Below are 19075 nucleotides of genomic sequence, written 5' to 3' on the forward strand. Positions count from 1 at the left end.
GGCGCCGGTTCCGGCGCCGTCTTGCTTTCGAGCATGTGATTGAGTGGCGACCATGAATGAGGCATCGCATCTGACGCTGCTTGCCTGGGACAACAGCCGCCACCACGCGCCCGGCCTGATCTGGGCCTATCGCGGCGCCGCCGGCCAAGCGCCGCAGCCGATCGCGCCGAAGGACATCGAAGCAGCGCTTGCCGCGCCGGGCGGCTGGGTTTGGCTGCATGTCGATCTCATCGACCAGCGAGCGCATTCCTGGATCAGCCATGCCTGCGCTCTGCCGCAATCGGCGCATGCAATCCTCGAAGGCCATGAGGACAGCATGGCGCTGGCGCATGAAAAGGGCGTCGTGCACGGTATCGCCGCCGACCTGCATGGCGAGACCGGACGCAGGTCGACCACCATCGGCAGGCTGCATTTCGCCGTGACGGACCGGTTGCTGGTGACCGGCCGGCGCCATTCGCTGGCAGCGGTGGAAGAGGTGAACAAGGCGCTTTCGCAACAGCTCCAACCGGCGACAGCCTTCGAGCTGTTCGGCGCTATCGTGTTAGCCTTCTGCGGAAGCGCGAGCGGGCGGCTGGCGCTGGCCACGAAGCAGCTTGACGAGGTAGAGGACCGTCTCGTCACCGAGCGCCTTGCCGACGAGCGGCGCCGGATCAAGGAGGTGCGTCGCCTGGGGGTGTCGCTGCACCGGCCGATCGCGGCACAGGTCGCGCTGTTCCTGGACGAAAACCGTGCCGGCTGGGAATTGTCGGCCGGCGCGCATGAGATATTGGGCAAGCTGGCGGCTCGCCTCAAAAGGCTCGACCGCGAAGTCGTCATGGTCAACGACCGGGCAAGGCTGCTGCAGGAAGAGGTCGCGGCGGAACTCGCGGACGAATCGAACCGCAGCCTGAAGGCGCTGGCGGTGATGAGCGCGCTGCTCCTGCCGGGAACGCTGATCGTCGGCATTTTCGGCATGAATACAGAAGGACTGCCGCTCACGCACACGCATGGCGGCTTCCTGCTGGCGATGCTGCTTGCGGGTGGGGCGACCGGGTTGTTCTACTGGCTGCTGCTGCGGGCAGGCGCCGATCTCAAATTCTAAAGCGCGTCGCGTCGAAACGGATTCATGCGACGCGCTTAGGTCGCTGCCTGATGCATGTCGTTGTCGCAAAACCGAGGTCACTTTTGCGCGACATGCATTAGGCTTCTTGACGTGCGTGAGGACCCCGAGCCGCGACGCGGCCCGGGCGGCCATGACCCTTAGGTCGGGTCTTCGCGGTGCAGGTCGTGGATGGTGACGCCATCGGCATTGTCGGGCAGCATCAGCCACTTCTTGTGACGCAGCGTGCGCTCGGTGTCTTCCAGGCCCATCTCCCAGTGCTCACGCATCGAGGTGCCGGAAAACTCATAGTCCTTGGCGTGGCCTTCGTAGCCTTTGTGCTGGTAGATCAGGTGGACGATGTTGACCACGCCGGCATCGGAATAGTCGGCAATCAGTTCCTTCTCGCCGTCCTTGAGCTGGTCCGGCGGCACGCGCTTCAGCGCGTCGAGAAGCTTCATCTTGAGCGCATGGATGCGCTGGAAGTTGTCGGTGTTCTGGCGCGTGCGGCTGGAATACATGATGTCCTTGTGGCGCGACAGAACGTCGGCCATGCCGCGCGGCAGCACGCCGCGGGCGCTGAACAGATCGACCTGGAACACCAGCGAGGAACGATCCTCTTCCTGGTCGAGCAGATATTGCAGCGGCGTGTTGGAAACGATGCCGCCATCCCAGTAATATTCGCCCTCGATGCGGATCGAGGGGAAGGCCGGCGGCAGCGCGCCGCTCGCCATGATGTGTTCCGGCTCGATGCGCACTTTGTCGGTGTCGAAATAGACGAAGTTGCCGGTCCTGACATTGACCGCGCCGACGCTCAAGCGCTTCTTGCCGTCGTTCAGCACGTCGAAGTCGATCAGGCTCTCCAGCGTGTCCTTGAGCTCGGCGGTGTCGTAGAAGCTGGTGGCGCCTTCCGCTCCCGTTAGCTGGAACCAGGGGCTGGGATTGCGCGGCTTGAAGAAACCGGGCTGGCCCATGGTCATCGTCATCCACGACGAGGTCTGGTTGCGGATGTCGCGGTAGATGTCGCCTTCGGGCGTATAGGCCCAGATCTTGCGGCCCGAGATCGTCTGCCAGAACTGCTCCAGCCGCTGCAGGCGGCGGCTCGGCTCGTTGCCGGCGATGATCGCGGCATTGATCGCGCCGATCGAGACGCCGGAGAGCCAAGTCGGCTCACAGCCGGCGTCGGCAAGCGCCTGATAGACACCCGCCTGATAGGCGCCGAGCGCGCCGCCGCCCTGGAAGACCAGGGCGATGCGGTCATATTGCGCCGTGATTTCAGCGATGGTGGCGGCGGCCGCCTTGCTGCGGGTGCGCTCAAGCACTGATTTTCTCCAGGTGGGCCGGGCCCGCAGCCGATCGGCCGTGGTCCGCGAGGTAATCATGCACGACTTCGCCGAGGCCGAGCGTCAGGTCGGCGGTGAAGTGAACGGCAGAGACGATGTCGAGCACCGGCAGCTTGGCGACGTCGGCCATGACATGCGGGCGAAGGTCGAGCGCGGCCGGCGCCGTCCAGGCTTCCTTCAGCGTGATGTCGGTGAGGTAATAACGGACCAATTCGCAGATGCGCGGGCTGCCGTCGACATGCGGGATGATCTTGATGAGGAAATTGGGCGCGGCGAGCGAGGCGAGCACCTGGTCGTGATCGGCCTCGCGGTGCTTGTAGCCCATGGTGCCGGTGGCGCACAGAACGCTGCCATAGTGCAGCGTGCCGACCACCACTTCGCCTTCATGGACGATCTTGGGGCTGGCGAGCTTCTTCGGGAAACCCCAGAGCTCGCGGCCGCCGGCGATCGGCGCATCGTCGTCGAGATACATGGAATGCACATAGCCGCCATGCTGGCCCTTGTAGCGCACCGGGATGACCTGGCCGGTCTCGGTGTAGTCGCCGAAGCCGGTGGAGTCAGGCATGCGGATGAATTCGTATTTGACAAGCGGCTCGTCGATCTCGAGCGGCGCCGGAACGACGGCTTCCAGCGCCTCGCGCGTCGTGCGGTAGGTGATGATGATGTATTCGCGGTCGAAGAAGCGATAAGGGCCTGGCGGGAAGGACGGGTTGGTGAGCGGCATCGCATAGGCCCGCTTCACGACGTCGGCGATTTCCATGGCTGGTGCCCCAAAACAGGTTTGAAATGACCCCGCGCGAATGCGCTGGCAAATATGTTGCACGGCAGCATGACAGTGCCGTGTCAGCGCCAAGACGACACTTCCTCCAGCCGGCAAACCCTGTCGCGGAGCTGTAATAGCGCCGACATATGGGTGTGGCATTGTGATGCTGCGGCGCACAAATCATGTGCCTTCCCGGCTGTCCGTCTTCATACTCTTCCCTCCTGTCCTCCTGTCGCGAGATCTCCCATGGGTTCCCTGTCTTCGAAGAATGCGCTCGTCACCGGCTCGACCAGCGGCATCGGCCTGGCAATCGCCCGCGCCTTCGCCGCCGAGGGCGCCAACGTCACCATCAACGGCCTGGGCGACGCCGCGGCGATCGAGCAGGAGCGGGCGGGCATCGAAAAGGATTTCGGCGTCAAGTGCCGCTATTCGGGCGCCAACATGATGGACGGCGCCGCCGTCACCGCCATGGTCCACGAGGCCGAGGCAGCGTTCGGCAGCCTCGACATCCTGGTCAACAATGCCGGCATCCAGCATGTCGCGCCGATCGAGGAATTTCCCGACGACAAATGGGAAGCCATCATCCGCATCAACCTCTTGGCGGCCTTCTACGCCATCAAGGCAGTGGTGCCGGGCATGAAAAGCCGCAAATGGGGCCGCATCATCAACACGGCGTCGGCGCATGCGCTGGTCGCCTCGCCGTTCAAGTCGGCCTATGTCTCGGCCAAGCACGGCATTGCCGGGCTGACCAAGACGGTGGCGCTGGAAGTCGCGCAGGACGGCATCACCGTCAATGCGATCGCGCCCGGCTATGTCTGGACGCCGCTGGTCGAAAAGCAGATCCCCGACACGATGAAGGCGCGCGGCATGACCGAAGAGCAGGTCAAGCACGATGTGCTGTTGGCGGCGCAGCCGACCAAGGAATTCGTCACAGTCGAAGAGCTTGCCGCGCTGACGCTGTTCCTGTGCTCGGACGCGGCCAGGCAGATCACCGGCACGACCCTGCCGATGGATGGTGGCTGGACGGCGCAGTAAGGGCAACGACCGTTTAAGGGAGACAGGGCGGAGCTCCCGTCTTCCCTAAAGCGTGTCGCGCTGAAGCGGATTCAGGCGACGCGCTTTAAGGCTTTGTTTTCATGCATGTCGTATCGCAAAACCGCTGCACACTTTTGCGCGACATGCATTAGCAATTTGAATTCTTGACAATCGTAGGAGAGCGTTCCAGCATCCTGGCCAAGGGGTTCCTCGCGACGACCCCGTGAGGCGACAGCCCAACGATCGCGTCCAAACTCTCTGTGTTCTGGAGGTGGACGCCATGCCGTCAACAACAGCAATTACCGTTCCGCAGCTTTCCCGTCTCGTCGGCTTGCCCGATGCGCCTTGCCTGGTCGATGTGCGCACCGACGAGGACTATGAAGCCGATCCGCGCCTGTTGCCGGCCTCATGCCGGCGCGATTTCAGGACTGTCTCAAGCTGGGCGTCGGAGTTTTCGGAACGCAAGGTCGTGGTCATCTGCCAGAGAGGGCAGAAACTCTCGCAAGGCGTTGCCGCGTGGCTGCGCCACGAAGGCATTCCGGCGGAGACGCTGGAAGGCGGCTTCGAGGCCTGGGCCGCCGCCAGCGCGCCGTTGGTCGCGGCCGGCGCAATCCCGCCCCGCGACGAGAGCGGCCGCACCGTATGGGTCACCCGTTCCCGGCCGAAGGTAGATCGCATTGCCTGCCCCTGGCTGATCCGCCGCTTCGTCGATCCCGATGCGGTGTTCCTGTTCGTCGACGCGGCTGAGGTGCCTCTGGTCGCGGATCGCTTCGCCGCGGTTCCCTTCGATATTGAAGGCGTGTTCTGGAGCCATCGCGGCGATCGCTGCACATTCGACACGATGGTCGAGGAATTCGGACTGCGCGTCGATGCGCTCGACCGCCTGGCGCTGATCGTGCGCGCCGCCGATACGGCGTGCCTCGACCTCGTGCCGCAGGCGGCCGGGTTCCTCGCCGCTTCGCTTGGCCTGTCGCGCATGTTCCGTGATGATCTCGAACAGCTCGAAGCCGGCATGCTTCTCTACGACGCCTTCTTCCGCTGGTGCCGCGACGCCACCGACGAGACGCATAACTGGCCGGTTGTAGGCAAGGCACAATGAGCGCGCTTGCCAAGGACGCCGCCGTGCGACGGGCCGAAATCCCGGCCGCGCCGAGCTTCCGCGAAGCGACGCGGCTCTGGGCCAAGATCGGCCTGCTCTCCTTCGGCGGGCCGGCCGGCCAGATCGCGCTGATGCACAAGGAACTGGTCGAGGAGCGCCGCTGGATCGGCGAAGAGCGGTTCCTGCACGCGCTCAACTATTGCATGCTCCTGCCGGGCCCGGAGGCGCAGCAGCTTGCCGTCTATATCGGCTGGCTGTTGCACCGGACGGCAGGCGGCCTCGTGGCCGGCATCCTGTTCGTGCTGCCCGGCGCGTTGGTGATGTTCTGCCTGAGCGGCTTCTACATGCTCTACAACGACGCGCCGGTCGTCGAGGCGCTGTTCTTCGGCATCAAGGCGGCGGTGCTCGCCGTCGTCGTAGAGGCGGTGATCCGCATCGGCAAGCGGGCGCTGAAGAACCGTGCGATGGTGGCGATCGCCGTGGCGGCCTTCCTCGCCATCTATGTCGTCCGGGTGCCGTTCCCGCTGATCGTGCTCGCAGCCGGGCTGATCGGCTGGACCGGCAACCGCTTCGCGCCGGCGCTGTTCTCCGCCTCGGCGCATGGCAAGACTGCAGCCGGCACCGAGAGCAGGGGCGCGGTCGACCTGATGTTCGAGCGGGGCGAACTCGGCCACACCATGCCGAAGCGAGGGCATGCCATCCGCACCATCGCCATCTGGCTGCCGGTCTGGCTGGGGCCGGCGGCGCTGATCGCCGTATTGGCGGGGCCGGGGAGCGTCTGGGCGCAGATCGGCGGCTTTTTCAGCCTGATGGCCGTCGTCACCTTCGGCGGCGCCTATGCCGTTCTTGCCTATGTCGCGCAGGCAGCGGTGACCTCGTTCGGCTGGCTTTCGCCCGGCCAAATGGTCGATGGGCTCGGGCTTGCCGAAACGACGCCGGGGCCATTGATCCTGGTGCTGCAATTCGTCGGCTTCGCCGCCGCCTATCGTCATGCCGGCTTTGCCAACCCGCTGCTGGCTGGATCGCTCGGATCGTTGCTGACGCTCTGGGTCACCTTCGTTCCTTGCTTCTTCTGGATATTTTTGGGCGCGCCCTACATCGAGCAGCTAAGGCAGAACAAGGCGCTGGCGGCGGCACTCGGCGCGATCACCGCGGCGGTGGTCGGCGTCATCATGAACCTGGCGCTATGGTTCGCGCTGCATGTCGTCTTCGGCAAGGTCGCAAGCGTCGGCTGGGGCGTGGAGGTGCCGGTCGTGTCCTCGCTCGACTGGCGCGCAGCGTTGCTGTCGGCGGCGGCGATGGTCGCCATGTTCAGGCTGAAACTCGGCATGCTGCCGACGCTGGCGGGATCCGCGCTGGCGGGGCTTGCGCTGCTGGCGCTGTAGGCGGGAGCCTTCCGATCACGTTAGCGTGAACGAAAAAGCCGACCGGCCGGGAATAAACCGCAAGGTCCGCCGGTCTCCAGGGCATGCGCCATTTGTGCGCAACAGCGGAGACCATCATGAAGCGGCACGAAGACAAATACGCACGGGCTGAAGAGGGCGAAGGCGTCAGCCGTCGTCGTCCCCTGGAGCGTTGGAGCTGGGCGCATCTGTTCTGGGCGATACCGCCCCGCCGCAGGCCCTGATCCCGTGCCGATCGCAACCATCGAGATCCACGACCATGACGGCGAGCATCCCGTTGCAGCCAGCGATGCGCCGTCCTCTTCCGAGGCGCCCCTTGCTTCCGAGACACTTGACTCCGGTGACACCAATGCCTTCTCCTCCCTCGAAGCAGGCGCCATCGCCTGCGGTCGCGATCTTCACCCGCACGAGCAGGGACAGATCGTCGCCTCCCGCTGAGGGCGGCAGACCCATGGCGGGAGCGCCCGACGGCGGAACGGTGTTGAGCGAAAAGATGCTGGCCGCGCGTTTTGCCGAAGTGGTGCTGCCGCATCTTAGCGATGCGCTGTCGCTTGCCCGCTGGCTGACCGGCAATCAAGCCGACGCCGAGGATGTGGTGCAGGAGGCCTGCCTCAAGGCGCATGCCGGCATTGCCGGGTTCGCTGGGGGAAATTCCCGCGCGTGGCTGCTTACCATCGTGCGCAACGCTTCCTACACATGGATGGCGCGCAACCGCCCGCGCAGCGTGGTCGCCGTCGGCGACCTCGCCGATCTCGACGACGTCTCGCCGCCGCCGGACAATGATGCCGACAGCCCCGAAGCGGTGCTGATCGCCAAGGCGAATTCGGCGGCGGTGGAAGCGGCGATCGCCAGGCTGCCGCAAGCCTTCCGCGAAACGGTGGTGCTGCGCGACATCAACGGTCTCAGCTACCGCGAAATCGCCACCATGCTCGGCGTGCCGCAAGGCACGGTGATGTCGCGGCTGGCGAGAGCCCGCGGCCTCTTGATGACGGAACTTGGAGGGCGCCATGAGCCCGCATGAAAACCGCCCGCGTGAGGATGGATTGCCGCAAGACCCGCAGGATATGAAGCTGATGATCCACGCCCTTGTCGATGGCGAACTCGATGCCGCGGCTGCCCTGGCGGTCGAGCGGCGCATGGCCGCCGATCCGGAACTGGCCGCCGAACATGCGCGCCTGGCGGCGCTGCGCGGTGCGCTTGCCAATGTGCCGCGGCCGGCCGTCAGCGACGACTTTTTGGCGCGTATCGCGGCGATCGCCGAGGTGAAGGATCCCGAGGTCGCGGAGGCCACACCGCTTGAAGATGTGAGGGTGGAGGCACAGCCCTCCGTGCCGGGCCAGGTCATCGCTATGCGGCCACGCGCGTCGCGCTGGTTCAACTCCTTCGACTGGCGCCAGATGGCGGCTTCGATCGTGCTCACGGCGTTTCTGGCCAGCGGCGCGACGCAGTGGCTGGCGACGGCGGACAATGGGGCCGAGAGCTTTGCGGTCGCCGTCGCCAACGGCCATCGCCGCAGCCTGCTCGCGGCGACGCCGGTCGACATCGTCTCGTCCGACCGCCATACGGTGAAGCCATGGCTCGACGGGCGCATCGGCGTGTCGCCGGCGGCGCCCGACATGGCCAAGGACGGCTACGCGCTGCTTGGCGGACGCGTCGAGGTGATCGGTGACAGGCCGATGCCGGCACTGGTCTACCGCCATCACGAGCACCTGATCACGCTGGTGGCCGCACCCCGGCAGAACGATGCCAAATCGGTGCCGGTGGCGGACGATATCTCGGCGGGCGGCTTCCTTCTGGTCCACTGGACCGACGACGCCTTTTCCTACTGGGCGATCTCGGACGCCGAGCGCCCGGCGCTCGACGATTTCGTCGCCCGCTTCCGGGCCGCCATCATCGCCAATCCGGCGGCCGGCAGCCCGGGTTAGGGAAACGAAACTTCTCTATCGCCGCTATTTTGAGGCCGATAACCCGTTTGGCGGGAAGTCAGGTGCCTGTCCGTCCGAGATAATCGCGCCAAAGCACTTGCCCCGTTGCCCGGGGGCGCAGGTAGAGAAGTCAAGATCACCTTCGGTATGTTATACACGCCGCGTTCTCGGGGCGGATACGAGTCGATGGATCAGGAAAGACTTCTAGCCGCGGTCCTCTTGGCCGATGTCGTAGGCAGCACGACACTTTATGAGCGCATCGGCGACGATGCCGCCCTGCGGCAGGTCTCGGATTGCCTCGACGCGATACGCGAGATCGTCGCCCAGCACGGCGGTGACTTCATTTACTCGAAGGGCGATGACGTGCTCAGCCTGTTCGAGAGACCGGAGGCGGCGCTGAGGGCCGTCTGCCAGATTGGCGACCAACTGGCGAAAGAGCCTTTGATCGCCCGGATCGGATTGCATTTCGGGGCGGTTATTCGCGCGCGGGGCGCCGTATTCGGCGACGTTGTCAATGTCACCGCAAGGTTGTCCGCCACGGCCAACCCTGGGGAGGTCCTGATCAGCCAGAGCTTCTTCGAAGCCCTTTCCGCGGGCAGCCGCAGTACCTTGCGGCTCCTCGACAAAATGGGCTTCAAGGGAAAGCAAGAACTCTTCGATGTCTATACTCTGAGGAGCGACGATGGGGCACTCGGTACGCACATCGCCAGCCGGGGCACCCTTGTCGATAGGCGCTCCGCCCCGCCGCCGCAGATCAATCTGGTCATCCGCTATGAAGATCAGTTACGATCCTGCCGAAACAACGAATTCGTGACGATCGGCCGATCTCCGGAATGCAATATCGTCGTCCAGAGGCCCTGGGTCTCAAGGCACCACGCGACCTTCACCATTTCGAATGGCAAGGCCCGGCTTGTCGAGCGAAGCTCGTCGGGCACATTTGTGTCGATGGGACCGGGCGATGAAGTATTCGTACGCCGCGAGGATATTCTCCTCTTCGGGTCCGGCGTCATCTCGCCTGGACGCAGATCGGCCCTCGGCGACGCCCAGATCCTTCGCTACGAAATTATCTCAGGCTGACCGGCTGGGTTCGTTAGAGCGTGGCTGACTTCAAGCGGCCGCGCCGCTGTCCCGCCGCTGCCGGTGGCTTGGTCCAGTGTTTGTTATACGCTCGATATCCCGGCAGGTGTAGCCGCCGTCGATGGGCAGCGAGACGCCGGTGATCATGAACGTCACTCCACCATGAACCGCGAGCTGAAGGGCAGGCTCGCCGCTCCCACCGCCTTGGGCGAACGCTCGATGTTGCCGGCTATGGCGCTTATACCAGGCATAGCCTGTTCCAGCTCCCGGCAGATCGCCTTGCAGACCGCCTGCGGCGCATAAGAGGACAGGACGACCGAAGCCACGGGAACGAACGGCTTCAGCGCCGCTATCGACGACTTCATCTGCTCCAGCAGCTCGCGTTGCCACGCGATCTCGGCATCGCCGAACGAAGGCCAGTCCGCGCGCCGCTCCCACAGCTCGGAGGGCGAATTGCCATTTTTCCGGATCTCCTGCTCCAGGCGCAGGATGCCGACGTCGAAACTCACCGCGGCAGTGGTGTTGTAGATCTGGTGATTGAGGACCAGGCGGCTGTGCAGGCGCGCGCCGAGATAGAAGAAAAGGTAGTCCGAAAGATGCTTTGCCACGCCGAACATGCTTTCGCCACCGGCAGCGGCGGTGATGTCGTTCTGGACGTAGACTGGATAACCGATCTCCTTCTCTAGCTCATCCTGCAGGGCGTCGAACCGCTCGCGGGTTGCTTTGGGCGTCAGCTCAAGCTCCGCCTCATCTCCGGGCAATGCGAGGCCGATGCCGGCAATACGGGTATGGAGGTGCTGGGGCAGGCTGGCGACGGCCTTGGCGACGGTGCGCATGAATTGAGGATGGTTGCTGTCCTGACTGGCCGCCGAGAGCGGCAGGACCGTTCGGAACCGGATGGAACCGACGAAGTCCACGAGCACGACTTCCACTTGCCGGTGGCCGACGCTGATCCCCACCGAGTAGGCGCCCTCGGGGTTGAGCGAGATCGGCACCGTCGGCGGTCCGACACGGCCGCGCTGGGCCTCGCCCTTGGCGATCAGCCCTTCCTGCTCGAGCGATCGGACGATGACCGACACAGTCTGCGCCGACAGGCCGGTCCGCTCACCGATCTCGAGACGGGTGATATCCTTGCTCTGAAGCAGCAACGACAGCACAAGGCGTTCGTTGTAGCTGCGCACGCTGACGGCGTTGAGGCCGCTGGCGCGGTCCGCGATGCGGAGCGGGTTCGGCGGCGCAAAGCGCATGTCAGGCATGGTGCGTCCTCTCGCGATCGGTCGTGCGGGACACCCGTATTCCGCGTTCATCGCTCATCCGGCCACCCGATTGCTTCGACTTCGCGGGCCAGCGCACGGCCAAGCGACACATGGGCCTGTCCGTTGATGTGGAACCCGTCAAGCGGATCGCAGGTGACGACCGAGCCCGCGTCGAAGAAATGCACTTCGAGCGAATCGGCGATGATCTCGAATTCGAGCGCCAGCTGCCGCGACTTCTCAGGCGCGCCCGCGAAGATCGACCGCCATTCCTTGATGTCGTCCAGCATTGGCGGCGGAGACACGATCATGATTTCGGGCACGCTGCCGCCCGGGCCGGGCTTGAGCTCCTTGATGTCGTAGACGAGGCAGCCCATGGCCATGGCGACTTCAGAGGCCGGCTGGTTGAAGCGCGCCTTGAGGTCGTTGGTCCCCAGCATGATGATGACGAGATCGAGAACGGCATGGCTCTGCAGGCAAGGCCTGAGGTAAGTACGTCCGTTCTTGTGGGCTCCCTCGATGGGATCGTCGCGCACCGTCGTACGGCCGCTGAGGCCTTCCTCGATGACATGCCAGCCGACGCCCAGCTCCCTTGCCATGACACCGGGCCAGCGCTCGGCCGGGCCGTAGCGGTCAAGCGGAGTGCCGCCGGGTACCTGCCCATGCGTGTTGGAGTCGCCGTAGCACAAGACCGATCGCATGCTCCTCCCCGATCCAGCCAAGGTTCTGATTTACAGAAATTATCGGACGAGAGTCGGTCGTCCGCGTCCAGCGACCCTGCCATCCGGCGGAAAGGTAGCGCAAGCTGCAAAGATAATCCATCACTCTGAATAATTATTGACAGCTCGCCGGATCGATGGTTGAACTGAGCCTGGGAGGAATGCCCCGAACCTTTTGCGCCGACCGGCTGCCATGATCCATGGCGGCAACGCTGGACCTTGTCTCCAGCGGCCATGCGCTCGGGTTGAGCAACGAACTGAAGCAGTGCCGGGCTCGCCCCGGCAGGAGCGGCGTTTGGCAATGGCCGGACGCCGATGGGAAGTCGTGGCCTTGGTCAGCAGGGTCCATGGAGCTTGAGAAGGAGGATGGCTCAGTGAGACGGATTATCCAATCAATCGCAGCGGCAGTGATCGCGACCACCATGTGGTGCGCTCCCGCGTTCGCCGACGAGGTATCGCTGCTCGACGGGGTTACCGCCCGTGCCGGCGACAATCCAACGGTCGAGGCCGGGAAATTCAAGAAGGATCCGCCCTGGGTCATCGGCATGAGCCATTTCGGCGTAAACGCGAACACCTGGACGGTGCAGGTCGCGCATGAGGCGGAGGCTGCCGCCGCCAAGGACAAGCGCATCAGCAAATTCATCCTGCTCGATGCCGGCTTTGACCAGAAGAAGCAGGTCGCCGACATCGAGGACCTGATCGCCCAGAAGGTCGATGCCATCATCGTCCAGCCGGTCACGTCGACCTCGGCGGACGCCAGCATCGCCAAGGCCGTGGCGGCGGGCATTCCCGTCATCGTGCATACCGGCCGTATCGAGAGCGACGCCTTCACCACCGAAATCCAAGGCGGCGCCGAACATTTCGGTAAGGTGATGGGCGACTTCCTGGTCAAGGAACTCGGCGGCAAGGGCAATATCTGGGTGCTGCGCGGGCTCGCCGGCCATCCGGAAGACACCAACCGGTACAACGGCCTGCTGCAGGCGCTGAAGGGGACCGACGTCAAGATCATCGCCGAGGAGCATGGCGACTGGCAGTACGACAAGGCCAAGAAGCTCTGCGAGACGCTCTACCTGAACAACCCCGAGGTCGACGGCATCTGGTCTTCCGGCGCCGATATGACGCGCGCCTGCGTCGACGTCTTCAAGCAGTTCGGCGCCAAGATCCCGCCGATCACAGGCGAGGGCAACAACGGCTTCTTCGGCCAGTGGATCGCCGACGGCTTCAAGTCGATCTCGGCGGAATATAGCCCGGCCCAGGGCGCGGCCGGCATCCGCGCCGCCGTGGCCCTGCTCGAAGGCAAGGAGCTGAAGAAGCACTACGACTACAATCCGCCCGGCTGGGATATCGAGAAGATCAAGAAATATTATCGCGACGATCTCTCGGCCAATGTGTGGTGGCCGTCGGAGCTGCCCGAAGACAAGCTCAAGGAGTTCTACGCCAAGAAATAAAGGTGGCGCCATGGTGGCGCGAGGCTGCGGCGACGTAGGCCCGCGCCACCGAATACTCCTGAACGCAGTGGTGCTTGTTTCGTGAAAACCCTTGTCGAAATGTCGGATATCCGGAAGGCCTTCGCCCGCACGGCGGCGCTGAAGGGCGTCTCCATCGCTCTCCAATCGGGCTCCGTCCATGCGCTGATGGGCGAGAACGGCGCCGGCAAATCGACGTTGATGAAGATCCTCGCCGGCGTCCACCAGCCGGATGGCGGCGCCATCCTGCGCGATGGGCGTCAGATCGCCTTCCACAGGCCGAAGGATGCGCTGGAAGCCGGCATCTCGACGGTGTTCCAGGAACTGTCGCTGCTGCCCAATCTGACGATCGCCGAAAACATGTTTCTCGGCCGAGAACCGACCACTGCTTTCGGCGGGATCGACCATCGCCGCATGCGGCGCGAGGCGGGCGCCGCGCTTGCCGAACTCGGCCTCACGCTCGATCCGGGCACGCTGGTCTCGAGGCTCAGCATCGCCGAACGGCAGTTCGTGGAGATCGCGCACGGCATCATGACCGATGCCAGCGTGTTCATCCTCGACGAGCCGACGGCGGCGCTCAATGCCGCCGATGTCGAAGTGTTGAACCGCCACATCCGCAGGCTGAAGGATGAGGGCAAGGCGGTGGTCTACATTTCGCACCGGATGGACGAAATCTTCGCCATCTGCGACACCGTCACGGTTCTGAAGGACGGCGAACTCGTCGGCACCAGGGCAATCGCCGAGATGACGCCGACGTCGCTGATCGCGATGATGGTCGGCCGCGAGCTGGCCGATCTCTTTCCCCAGCGTGGCGATGCCTCCGGCCCCGCCATGCTTTCGGTCGAGGGTTTCCGCATCACCGAGCGCTCCAGGCCGTTCTCGCTGGCGCTCAACCGCGGCGAGATCGTAGCGCTGGCCGGCCTGGAGGGGCAGGGCCAGCAGCGCTTCCTGCGCTCGCTGGTCGGTCAATACCGTCCTTTCGCCGGCCGTGTGACGATCAAGGGCAAGTCGCTGCCCTTGCCGGTGTCGCCTGGCGGCGGCGTGCGCCGGCTGCAGGCAATGGGCGTCGGCTTCGTACCCGAGGATCGCAAGGAAGACGGGCTCTTCCTCGGCCTTTCCGTGGCGCACAACATTGCCGCCGCACTCCATTCGAAACGGTCGGAACTGGCCCTGGCCGCCGGCTATCAGCGGCAGGTCGCCGACATGATGTCGAGCCTTGCCGTGAAGGCCAGCGGTCCGAGCGCCCCCGTCGGCACGCTGTCGGGCGGCAACCAACAGAAGGTGCTGCTCGGCCGCTACCTCGCCGCCGACATCGACATCCTGCTCGTCGAAGAACCGACGCGCGGCGTCGACATCGGCGCAAAGTCCGAGATCTACCGGCTGCTGCGCGACTTTGCCGGCAAAGGCGGGGCGGTGTTGGTGCTGTCGCGCGAGACGGTCGAGCTGATCGGGCTCTGTGACCGCATCTGCGTCGTCCACAACGACACGATCGTCAAGGAAATGCCGGCGGCAGACGCCACGGAGCACAACATCCTCGACGCCGCGCTCAGCGCCAGCGGGCAGGCCAATGGGGCGAGAGGTGAGCGCCGATGACAGCCATCAACAGACGCCTGACGGGCGCGAGAGGATCGCGGCAAGGCATGTGGATGCTGCCCTTGCTGATCGCGCTGGCCATCACGCTTTGGCTCAGCCTCAAGACGACGCAGTTCCTCAACGGGGAGAATCTGCTCAATCTGGTGCCGCAGGCGATGCCGCTCGTCATCACGGCGGTCGGCCAGATGTTCGTCGTCCTGCTCGGCGGGCTCGACCTTTCGGTCGGATCGATGATCAGCTTCACGACGGCAGTGCTCGCCCTCGGCGGACCCAGTTGGGTGCTGATCCCGGCGGTATTCGTATTGGCCGCGCTGGTCGGTTTCAGCAACGGCTTCATCATCACCCGCTTCAATGTGCATCCGATCATCGCGACGCTGTCGATGCAATACATTCTGCTCGGGATCACGCGGGTGCTGAGACCGGTTTCGGGCGGTTCGGTGCCGGACATCGTCATCAGCGCCGTGGCCGGCTCCTTCTTCGGGATACCCATGCCGCTGGTCTGGGGGGCATTCACCCTCCTAGTCGCCTGGAAGCTGCTTTACGGTTCCCGCTTCGGGCTGCATCTTTTCGCGATCGGTGGTGGCGTCTCGTCCAGCGTGGAGGATGCGGCGCATAATTTCGGCATCGCCGACCGGCGCAACATCGTGCTTGCCTATGTGATCTGCGCCTGCTTCGCGGCGCTTGCCGGCATTTTCCTCGCCGGGCGCATCGTTTCGGGCGACCCGAACGTCGGACTGCTCTTCGAGCTCGACGCGATCACGGCCGTCGCCATCGGCGGCACCCAGCTTTCCGGCGGCATCGGCAGCCTGCACGGGACCGTCATCGGCGCCCTTGTCATGGCGCTGCTTGCCAACGGCATGAACCTGACAAATGTGTCGCCCTTCATCCAGACCACCATCAAGGGGGCGATCCTGCTTCTGGTGGTCGCTCTGCAGTCGCGCAAAAAGATGGGGTTGTAAGTGGCAGCCGCGCTCACCCATCCTTTGATGCGCCGCTTCCTGCGCGTCCCTCCTGCCTACTACGTCTTTGGCGTGCTGCTCCTGGTTCTGTGGATCGCGCGGCCGAATATGCTCAATCTCAACATCATGGGCATATTCGTGCGCCAGATCGTGCCGCTCGGCATATTGGTGCTGGGCCAGCTTCTGGTCATGCGGGTGCGAAGCATCGACCTGTCGGGCGGCGGTGTCATCCTGCTCATCAACTATACTATTTCGTCCGGCGTCTTTCCCGGCGCTTCCATGGCTTTCTTCATTGTCCTGGCGCTGGGCATCGGGCTGGCCGTCGGGTTCTTCAACGGCCTCATGGTCGGGGTGAGGCGGGTCTCGGCCGTCATCGTCACGCTCGCGGTCGGCATCGTCCTGGTCGGGATCGTGCAATATCTGTCCAGCGGCAAGCCGCCCGGCGATGTGCCTGGCATGTTCGCCGACATCTACAACACCAAGCTCGGCCCGGCGCCGACGCCGGTGATCTTCTGGATGGTGGTTTCGGTGGCGCTGTCGCTGTTCCTGTCGCGCACGGTCTTCGGCCGTTATGTGACGTCGGTTGGCGAGAACGTGCAGGCGGCGCATTTCTCCGGCGTCCCGGTCGCGCGCACGGTCGTGCTTGCGCATACGCTGGCGGGCTTGTTCGCTGGCATCGCGGCGCTGGTCCAGACGGCCTCGATCGCCATCGGCAGCGTCAGGGTCGGCCTCGACCTGCCGATCCTTGCGGTCGCAGCGACCATCCTTGGGGGCGTCGTCTTCGGGCGAGGGGAAGGCGGTGTCTGGGGACCTTTCTTCGGCGTGCTGTCCTTTGCGCTGCTGTTCGTCGTGATGACGACCTTCGGCGTGGACGAGCCAGGCAAGCTGATCGCGCAGGGTCTCATCATCCTGCTTGCGGCGATCCTCTACGGCATCAGGAGCAGGTCGAACTGAGCGGCGAGTTCGGGACGGCCAATAGTCAATCGCATAGGGAAATGGATTGGAGACATGACCAAAAGATCGATCCTCTGTTTTGGAGACTCGCTGACCTGGGGCTGGATTCCGGTCGTCGAAGGATCGCCGACACATCGCTACGCCTATCAGGACCGCTGGACGGGCGTGATGGCCTCGTATCTGGGCGATGGATATCATGTGATCGAGGAAGGCCTGAGCGCCCGCACGACCAGCCTCGACGATCCCAACGATCCGCGCCTCAACGGCAGCGCCTATCTGCCCTCGGCCATCGCCAGCCACCTGCCGCTCGACCTCGTCATCGTGATGCTAGGCACCAATGACACCAAGTCGTTCTTCCGCCGCACGCCTTATGAGATCGCCAACGGCATGGCCAAGCTCGTCGGCCAGATTCTCACCAGCGCCGGCGGTGTCGGCACACCCTATCCAGCCCCGCAGGCGCTGGTGGTCGCGCCGCCGCCGCTGACCCCGATGCCGCATCCCTTTTTCCAGGGCATGTTCGCCGGCGGCCATGAGAAGACGGCGGCGCTGGCGGCCGAATATCGCGCCATGGCCGATTTCACGAAGGTCGATTTCCTCAATGCCGGGGATTTCATCGCCACCGACGGCTGCGACGGCATCCACTTCACTGCTGAGAACAACCGCGGCCTCGGCAAGGCGATAGCGGACAAGGTTCAGGAGATCTTCGCGCGCCAGGCCGATCGCAGGGTTGCTTGAAGGTTCATGTGTGACGGCGCATCGGCCCCTCCAGACCGATGCGTCGATTGCGGGACCGGCGCGGCACCGCCGGCCCGCAATTTGTGTAGGCCAGTCACGGGTCTCGTCCCGGCCATGGAAAAAATGTTCGAGATGGCGGCCTCGAAAAGCGGATCGTTCCTTCCAACGATCATCCGTCTGACGATGCGACTGCTTCAGATCTCAGTGACGAATTTGGTTCGCAGATAAGCGTCCAATCCCTCTATTCCGGACTCCGATCCGTAACCGGATTCGTTCACGCCGCCGAAAGGAGTCTCCGGTGTGGACACCATCATATGGTTGACGCCGACCAGGCCGGCATCGAGCGCGAGCTCGCTCTTCTGCGCAAGCGCCATGTCGCGTGTGAACACGAATGAGGCCAATCCATAAGGCAAGGCGTTTGCTCGCTCGATCACTTCGTCGAAGGTCGAGAAGGTGGTTGCGGGAGCGATCGGCCCAAACGGCTCTTCCGACATGATCCGGGCGGTATCCGGAACATCCCGCAGCAGGGTGGGTCCGTAAAAGTATCCCTTGTTACCGTGACGTTGCCCGCCGGTGACGACCTTCGCGCCGAGGGACTGTGCGTCCGAGACGAAGGCATCCATGGCTTCGAGGCGGCGTGGCGCGATCATCGGCCCCATTTGAACGCCGTCTTCCAGGCCGTCGCCGATCTTCAGGCGATCGGCGCGCTCGGCGAATCCCGACAGGAAGGGTTCGTAGACGGATTCATGAATGTAGAAACGCGTCGGCGACGTGCAGACCTGCCCGGCATTGCGGAACTTGAACGTCACCAACGTATCGAGCGCCTTCTCGAGGTCGGCGTCCTTGTGGACGATCACCGGCGCGTGGCCGCCGAGTTCCATCGTACAGCGCTTGAGTGTGTCCGCCGCCTGCTTCTGCAGAAGCTTTCCGACGGCCGTCGAGCCGGTCAACGACACCTTCTTGATGATCGGCGATGCCAGCAGATAGCTGGACACTTCCGACGGAACACCGAATACGATGTTCAGCACGCCCGCCGGCAGCCCGGCTTCCTGGAAGCAGCGGGCCATTGCGACGGCGGTTCCAGGCGTCTCTTCGGCCGGCTTCAGGATGATCGAGCACCCGGCGCCCAGCGCGCCGGCGATCTTGCGGATCGTGTTGCTGGCGGGGAAGTTCCAGGCGGCGAAGGCGGCAACCGGCCCGACCGGTTCCTTCAGCACCATCTGCCGGACACCCGGCAGCCTGGCCGGCACGATCCGGCCATAGGCGCGCTTGCCTTCCTCGGCGTACCATCGCGTGGCGTCCGCGGCGAATTGGACTTCGCCGGTGGCTTCGGCCAGCGACTTGCCGTTCTCCATGGTGAGGATCCGGGCAATCTCGGCCTTGCGCCGTTCGATCAGATCGGCGGCCCCGGACATGATCGCCCAACGCTGCTGCGCCGTCATCGCCTTCCATAGCTTGAAGCCCTGCGCGACCGCCGCCAGCGCCTCGTCCAGGTCGGCAACGCTGGCGTGCGGAACCTCGGCCAGGACTTCCTCATTGGCCGGATTGATCAATGATTCCGATCTTCCCTCGGAACCTTTGCGCCACACGCCTGCAATCAGCAGCTCAACCTTCTCCGAATACATCGTCCGTTCTTCCTCTTGGATTCTGATCGCCCTGAACCAGGCGATGCT

Annotated in this window: 18 protein-coding genes; 13 read left to right on the forward strand and 5 right to left on the reverse strand. The window is 64.3% G+C overall.

Annotated features, from left to right (window positions below; translation table 11 throughout):
• Nucleotides 1-52 precede the first annotated feature (52 nt).
• A complete protein-coding gene (locus tag FJ957_RS22850) occupies nucleotides 53-1081 on the forward strand; it encodes a CorA family divalent cation transporter (protein ID WP_140835097.1) in 1029 nt (342 codons plus the stop codon).
• Between the two features lie 158 nt (nucleotides 1082-1239).
• Here FJ957_RS22850 and FJ957_RS22855 read toward each other — a convergent pair whose 3' ends face one another.
• The gene (locus FJ957_RS22855) at nucleotides 1240-2400 is read right to left on the reverse strand and encodes a patatin-like phospholipase family protein (protein ID WP_140835098.1); all 1161 of its coding nucleotides are present in this window, start codon (nucleotides 2398-2400) and stop codon (nucleotides 1240-1242) included.
• Entirely contained in the window at nucleotides 2393-3181 is a 789-nt protein-coding gene (locus FJ957_RS22860; protein WP_140835099.1) for an acetoacetate decarboxylase, read from the reverse strand. Before FJ957_RS22860 ends, FJ957_RS22855 begins: the two co-directional genes overlap by 8 nt.
• A gap of 249 nt (nucleotides 3182-3430) precedes the next feature.
• Here FJ957_RS22860 and FJ957_RS22865 point away from each other — a divergent pair, with 249 nt between their 5' ends.
• The 7 genes from FJ957_RS22865 to FJ957_RS22895 all read left to right on the forward strand — a co-directional run bounded on the left by FJ957_RS22865 (nucleotide 3431) and on the right by FJ957_RS22895 (nucleotide 9723).
• Complete coding sequence (locus FJ957_RS22865; RefSeq protein WP_140835100.1) at nucleotides 3431-4219, forward strand: 3-hydroxybutyrate dehydrogenase; 789 nt, start codon at nucleotides 3431-3433, stop codon at nucleotides 4217-4219.
• 280 nt (nucleotides 4220-4499) lie between these two features.
• Nucleotides 4500-5318, forward strand: a complete 819-nt coding sequence (locus FJ957_RS22870) for a sulfurtransferase/chromate resistance protein (RefSeq protein ID WP_140835101.1) — start codon at nucleotides 4500-4502, stop codon at nucleotides 5316-5318.
• Nucleotides 5315-6703 (forward strand): chromate transporter, encoded by a 1389-nt coding sequence (chrA, locus tag FJ957_RS22875; protein WP_140835102.1) that lies wholly within the window; start codon nucleotides 5315-5317, stop codon nucleotides 6701-6703. Before FJ957_RS22870 ends, chrA begins: the two co-directional genes overlap by 4 nt.
• Before the next feature lie 246 nt (nucleotides 6704-6949).
• Nucleotides 6950-7159: a hypothetical protein gene (locus FJ957_RS22880; RefSeq protein WP_140835103.1), complete on the forward strand. Its 210-nt coding sequence runs from the start codon at nucleotides 6950-6952 to the stop codon at nucleotides 7157-7159.
• 13 nt (nucleotides 7160-7172) lie between these two features.
• Nucleotides 7173-7742, forward strand: a complete 570-nt coding sequence (locus FJ957_RS22885) for a sigma-70 family RNA polymerase sigma factor (protein ID WP_140835104.1) — start codon at nucleotides 7173-7175, stop codon at nucleotides 7740-7742.
• Nucleotides 7729-8646, forward strand: a complete 918-nt coding sequence (locus tag FJ957_RS22890) for an anti-sigma factor (RefSeq protein ID WP_140835105.1) — start codon at nucleotides 7729-7731, stop codon at nucleotides 8644-8646. Before FJ957_RS22885 ends, FJ957_RS22890 begins: the two co-directional genes overlap by 14 nt.
• Nucleotides 8647-8832: 186 nt before the next feature.
• Nucleotides 8833-9723 carry an adenylate/guanylate cyclase domain-containing protein gene (locus FJ957_RS22895; protein WP_181180678.1) on the forward strand — a complete coding sequence of 297 codons (891 nt, stop codon included), beginning with the start codon at nucleotides 8833-8835 and terminating at the stop codon, nucleotides 9721-9723.
• Nucleotides 9724-9875: 152 nt separating this feature from the next.
• Here FJ957_RS22895 and FJ957_RS22900 read toward each other — a convergent pair whose 3' ends face one another.
• A complete protein-coding gene (locus FJ957_RS22900; RefSeq protein WP_246685938.1) occupies nucleotides 9876-10979 on the reverse strand; it encodes an ROK family transcriptional regulator in 1104 nt (367 codons plus the stop codon).
• Nucleotides 10980-11026: 47 nt separating this feature from the next.
• Complete coding sequence (locus FJ957_RS22905) at nucleotides 11027-11677, reverse strand: SGNH/GDSL hydrolase family protein (RefSeq protein ID WP_140647428.1); 651 nt, start codon at nucleotides 11675-11677, stop codon at nucleotides 11027-11029.
• A gap of 392 nt (nucleotides 11678-12069) precedes the next feature.
• Here FJ957_RS22905 and FJ957_RS22910 point away from each other — a divergent pair, with 392 nt between their 5' ends.
• The 5 genes from FJ957_RS22910 (at nucleotide 12070) to FJ957_RS22930 (ending at nucleotide 17402) form a co-directional block, all read left to right on the forward strand.
• The gene (locus FJ957_RS22910) at nucleotides 12070-13143 is read left to right on the forward strand and encodes an ABC transporter substrate-binding protein (RefSeq protein ID WP_140835107.1); all 1074 of its coding nucleotides are present in this window, start codon (nucleotides 12070-12072) and stop codon (nucleotides 13141-13143) included.
• An 81-nt stretch (nucleotides 13144-13224) separates the two neighbouring features.
• Nucleotides 13225-14754, forward strand: coding sequence for a sugar ABC transporter ATP-binding protein (locus FJ957_RS22915; RefSeq protein ID WP_140835108.1), 1530 nt, complete (start codon nucleotides 13225-13227; stop codon nucleotides 14752-14754).
• The gene (locus tag FJ957_RS22920; protein ID WP_140835109.1) at nucleotides 14751-15713 is read left to right on the forward strand and encodes an ABC transporter permease; all 963 of its coding nucleotides are present in this window, start codon (nucleotides 14751-14753) and stop codon (nucleotides 15711-15713) included. Before FJ957_RS22915 ends, FJ957_RS22920 begins: the two co-directional genes overlap by 4 nt.
• A 27-nt stretch (nucleotides 15714-15740) precedes the next feature.
• Nucleotides 15741-16667, forward strand: a complete 927-nt coding sequence (locus tag FJ957_RS22925; protein WP_181180686.1) for an ABC transporter permease — start codon at nucleotides 15741-15743, stop codon at nucleotides 16665-16667.
• Nucleotides 16668-16721: 54 nt separating this feature from the next.
• On the forward strand, nucleotides 16722-17402 hold the full coding sequence (locus FJ957_RS22930; protein ID WP_140647424.1) for an SGNH/GDSL hydrolase family protein: 681 nt from the start codon (nucleotides 16722-16724) through the stop codon (nucleotides 17400-17402).
• 194 nt (nucleotides 17403-17596) lie between these two features.
• Here FJ957_RS22930 and FJ957_RS22935 read toward each other — a convergent pair whose 3' ends face one another.
• A complete protein-coding gene (locus FJ957_RS22935) occupies nucleotides 17597-19027 on the reverse strand; it encodes an NAD-dependent succinate-semialdehyde dehydrogenase (protein WP_140835111.1) in 1431 nt (476 codons plus the stop codon).
• Between the last annotated feature and the right edge of the window lie 48 nt (nucleotides 19028-19075).

Source organism: Mesorhizobium sp. B2-4-6 (genome assembly GCF_006442775.1).
GTDB lineage: Bacteria > Pseudomonadota > Alphaproteobacteria > Rhizobiales > Rhizobiaceae > Mesorhizobium.

What these genes read in the sequence shown, in the direction of transcription:
- FJ957_RS22850 (WP_140835097.1), top strand. Translation starts at nt 53, where the DNA reads ATGAATGAGGCATCGCATCTGACGCTGCTTGCCTGGGACAACAGCCGC.
- FJ957_RS22860 (WP_140835099.1), bottom strand. Translation starts at nt 3,181, where the DNA reads ATGGAAATCGCCGACGTCGTGAAGCGGGCCTATGCGATGCCGCTCACC.
- FJ957_RS22865 (WP_140835100.1), top strand. Translation starts at nt 3,431, where the DNA reads ATGGGTTCCCTGTCTTCGAAGAATGCGCTCGTCACCGGCTCGACCAGC.
- FJ957_RS22870 (WP_140835101.1), top strand. Translation starts at nt 4,500, where the DNA reads ATGCCGTCAACAACAGCAATTACCGTTCCGCAGCTTTCCCGTCTCGTC.
- chrA (WP_140835102.1), top strand. Translation starts at nt 5,315, where the DNA reads ATGAGCGCGCTTGCCAAGGACGCCGCCGTGCGACGGGCCGAAATCCCG.
- FJ957_RS22885 (WP_140835104.1), top strand. Translation starts at nt 7,173, where the DNA reads ATGGCGGGAGCGCCCGACGGCGGAACGGTGTTGAGCGAAAAGATGCTG.
- FJ957_RS22890 (WP_140835105.1), top strand. Translation starts at nt 7,729, where the DNA reads ATGAGCCCGCATGAAAACCGCCCGCGTGAGGATGGATTGCCGCAAGAC.
- FJ957_RS22895 (WP_181180678.1), top strand. Translation starts at nt 8,833, where the DNA reads ATGGATCAGGAAAGACTTCTAGCCGCGGTCCTCTTGGCCGATGTCGTA.
- FJ957_RS22900 (WP_246685938.1), bottom strand. Translation starts at nt 10,979, where the DNA reads ATGCCTGACATGCGCTTTGCGCCGCCGAACCCGCTCCGCATCGCGGAC.
- FJ957_RS22905 (WP_140647428.1), bottom strand. Translation starts at nt 11,677, where the DNA reads ATGCGATCGGTCTTGTGCTACGGCGACTCCAACACGCATGGGCAGGTA.
- FJ957_RS22920 (WP_140835109.1), top strand. Translation starts at nt 14,751, where the DNA reads ATGACAGCCATCAACAGACGCCTGACGGGCGCGAGAGGATCGCGGCAA.
- FJ957_RS22925 (WP_181180686.1), top strand. Translation starts at nt 15,741, where the DNA reads ATGCGCCGCTTCCTGCGCGTCCCTCCTGCCTACTACGTCTTTGGCGTG.
- FJ957_RS22930 (WP_140647424.1), top strand. Translation starts at nt 16,722, where the DNA reads ATGACCAAAAGATCGATCCTCTGTTTTGGAGACTCGCTGACCTGGGGC.
- FJ957_RS22935 (WP_140835111.1), bottom strand. Translation starts at nt 19,027, where the DNA reads ATGTATTCGGAGAAGGTTGAGCTGCTGATTGCAGGCGTGTGGCGCAAA.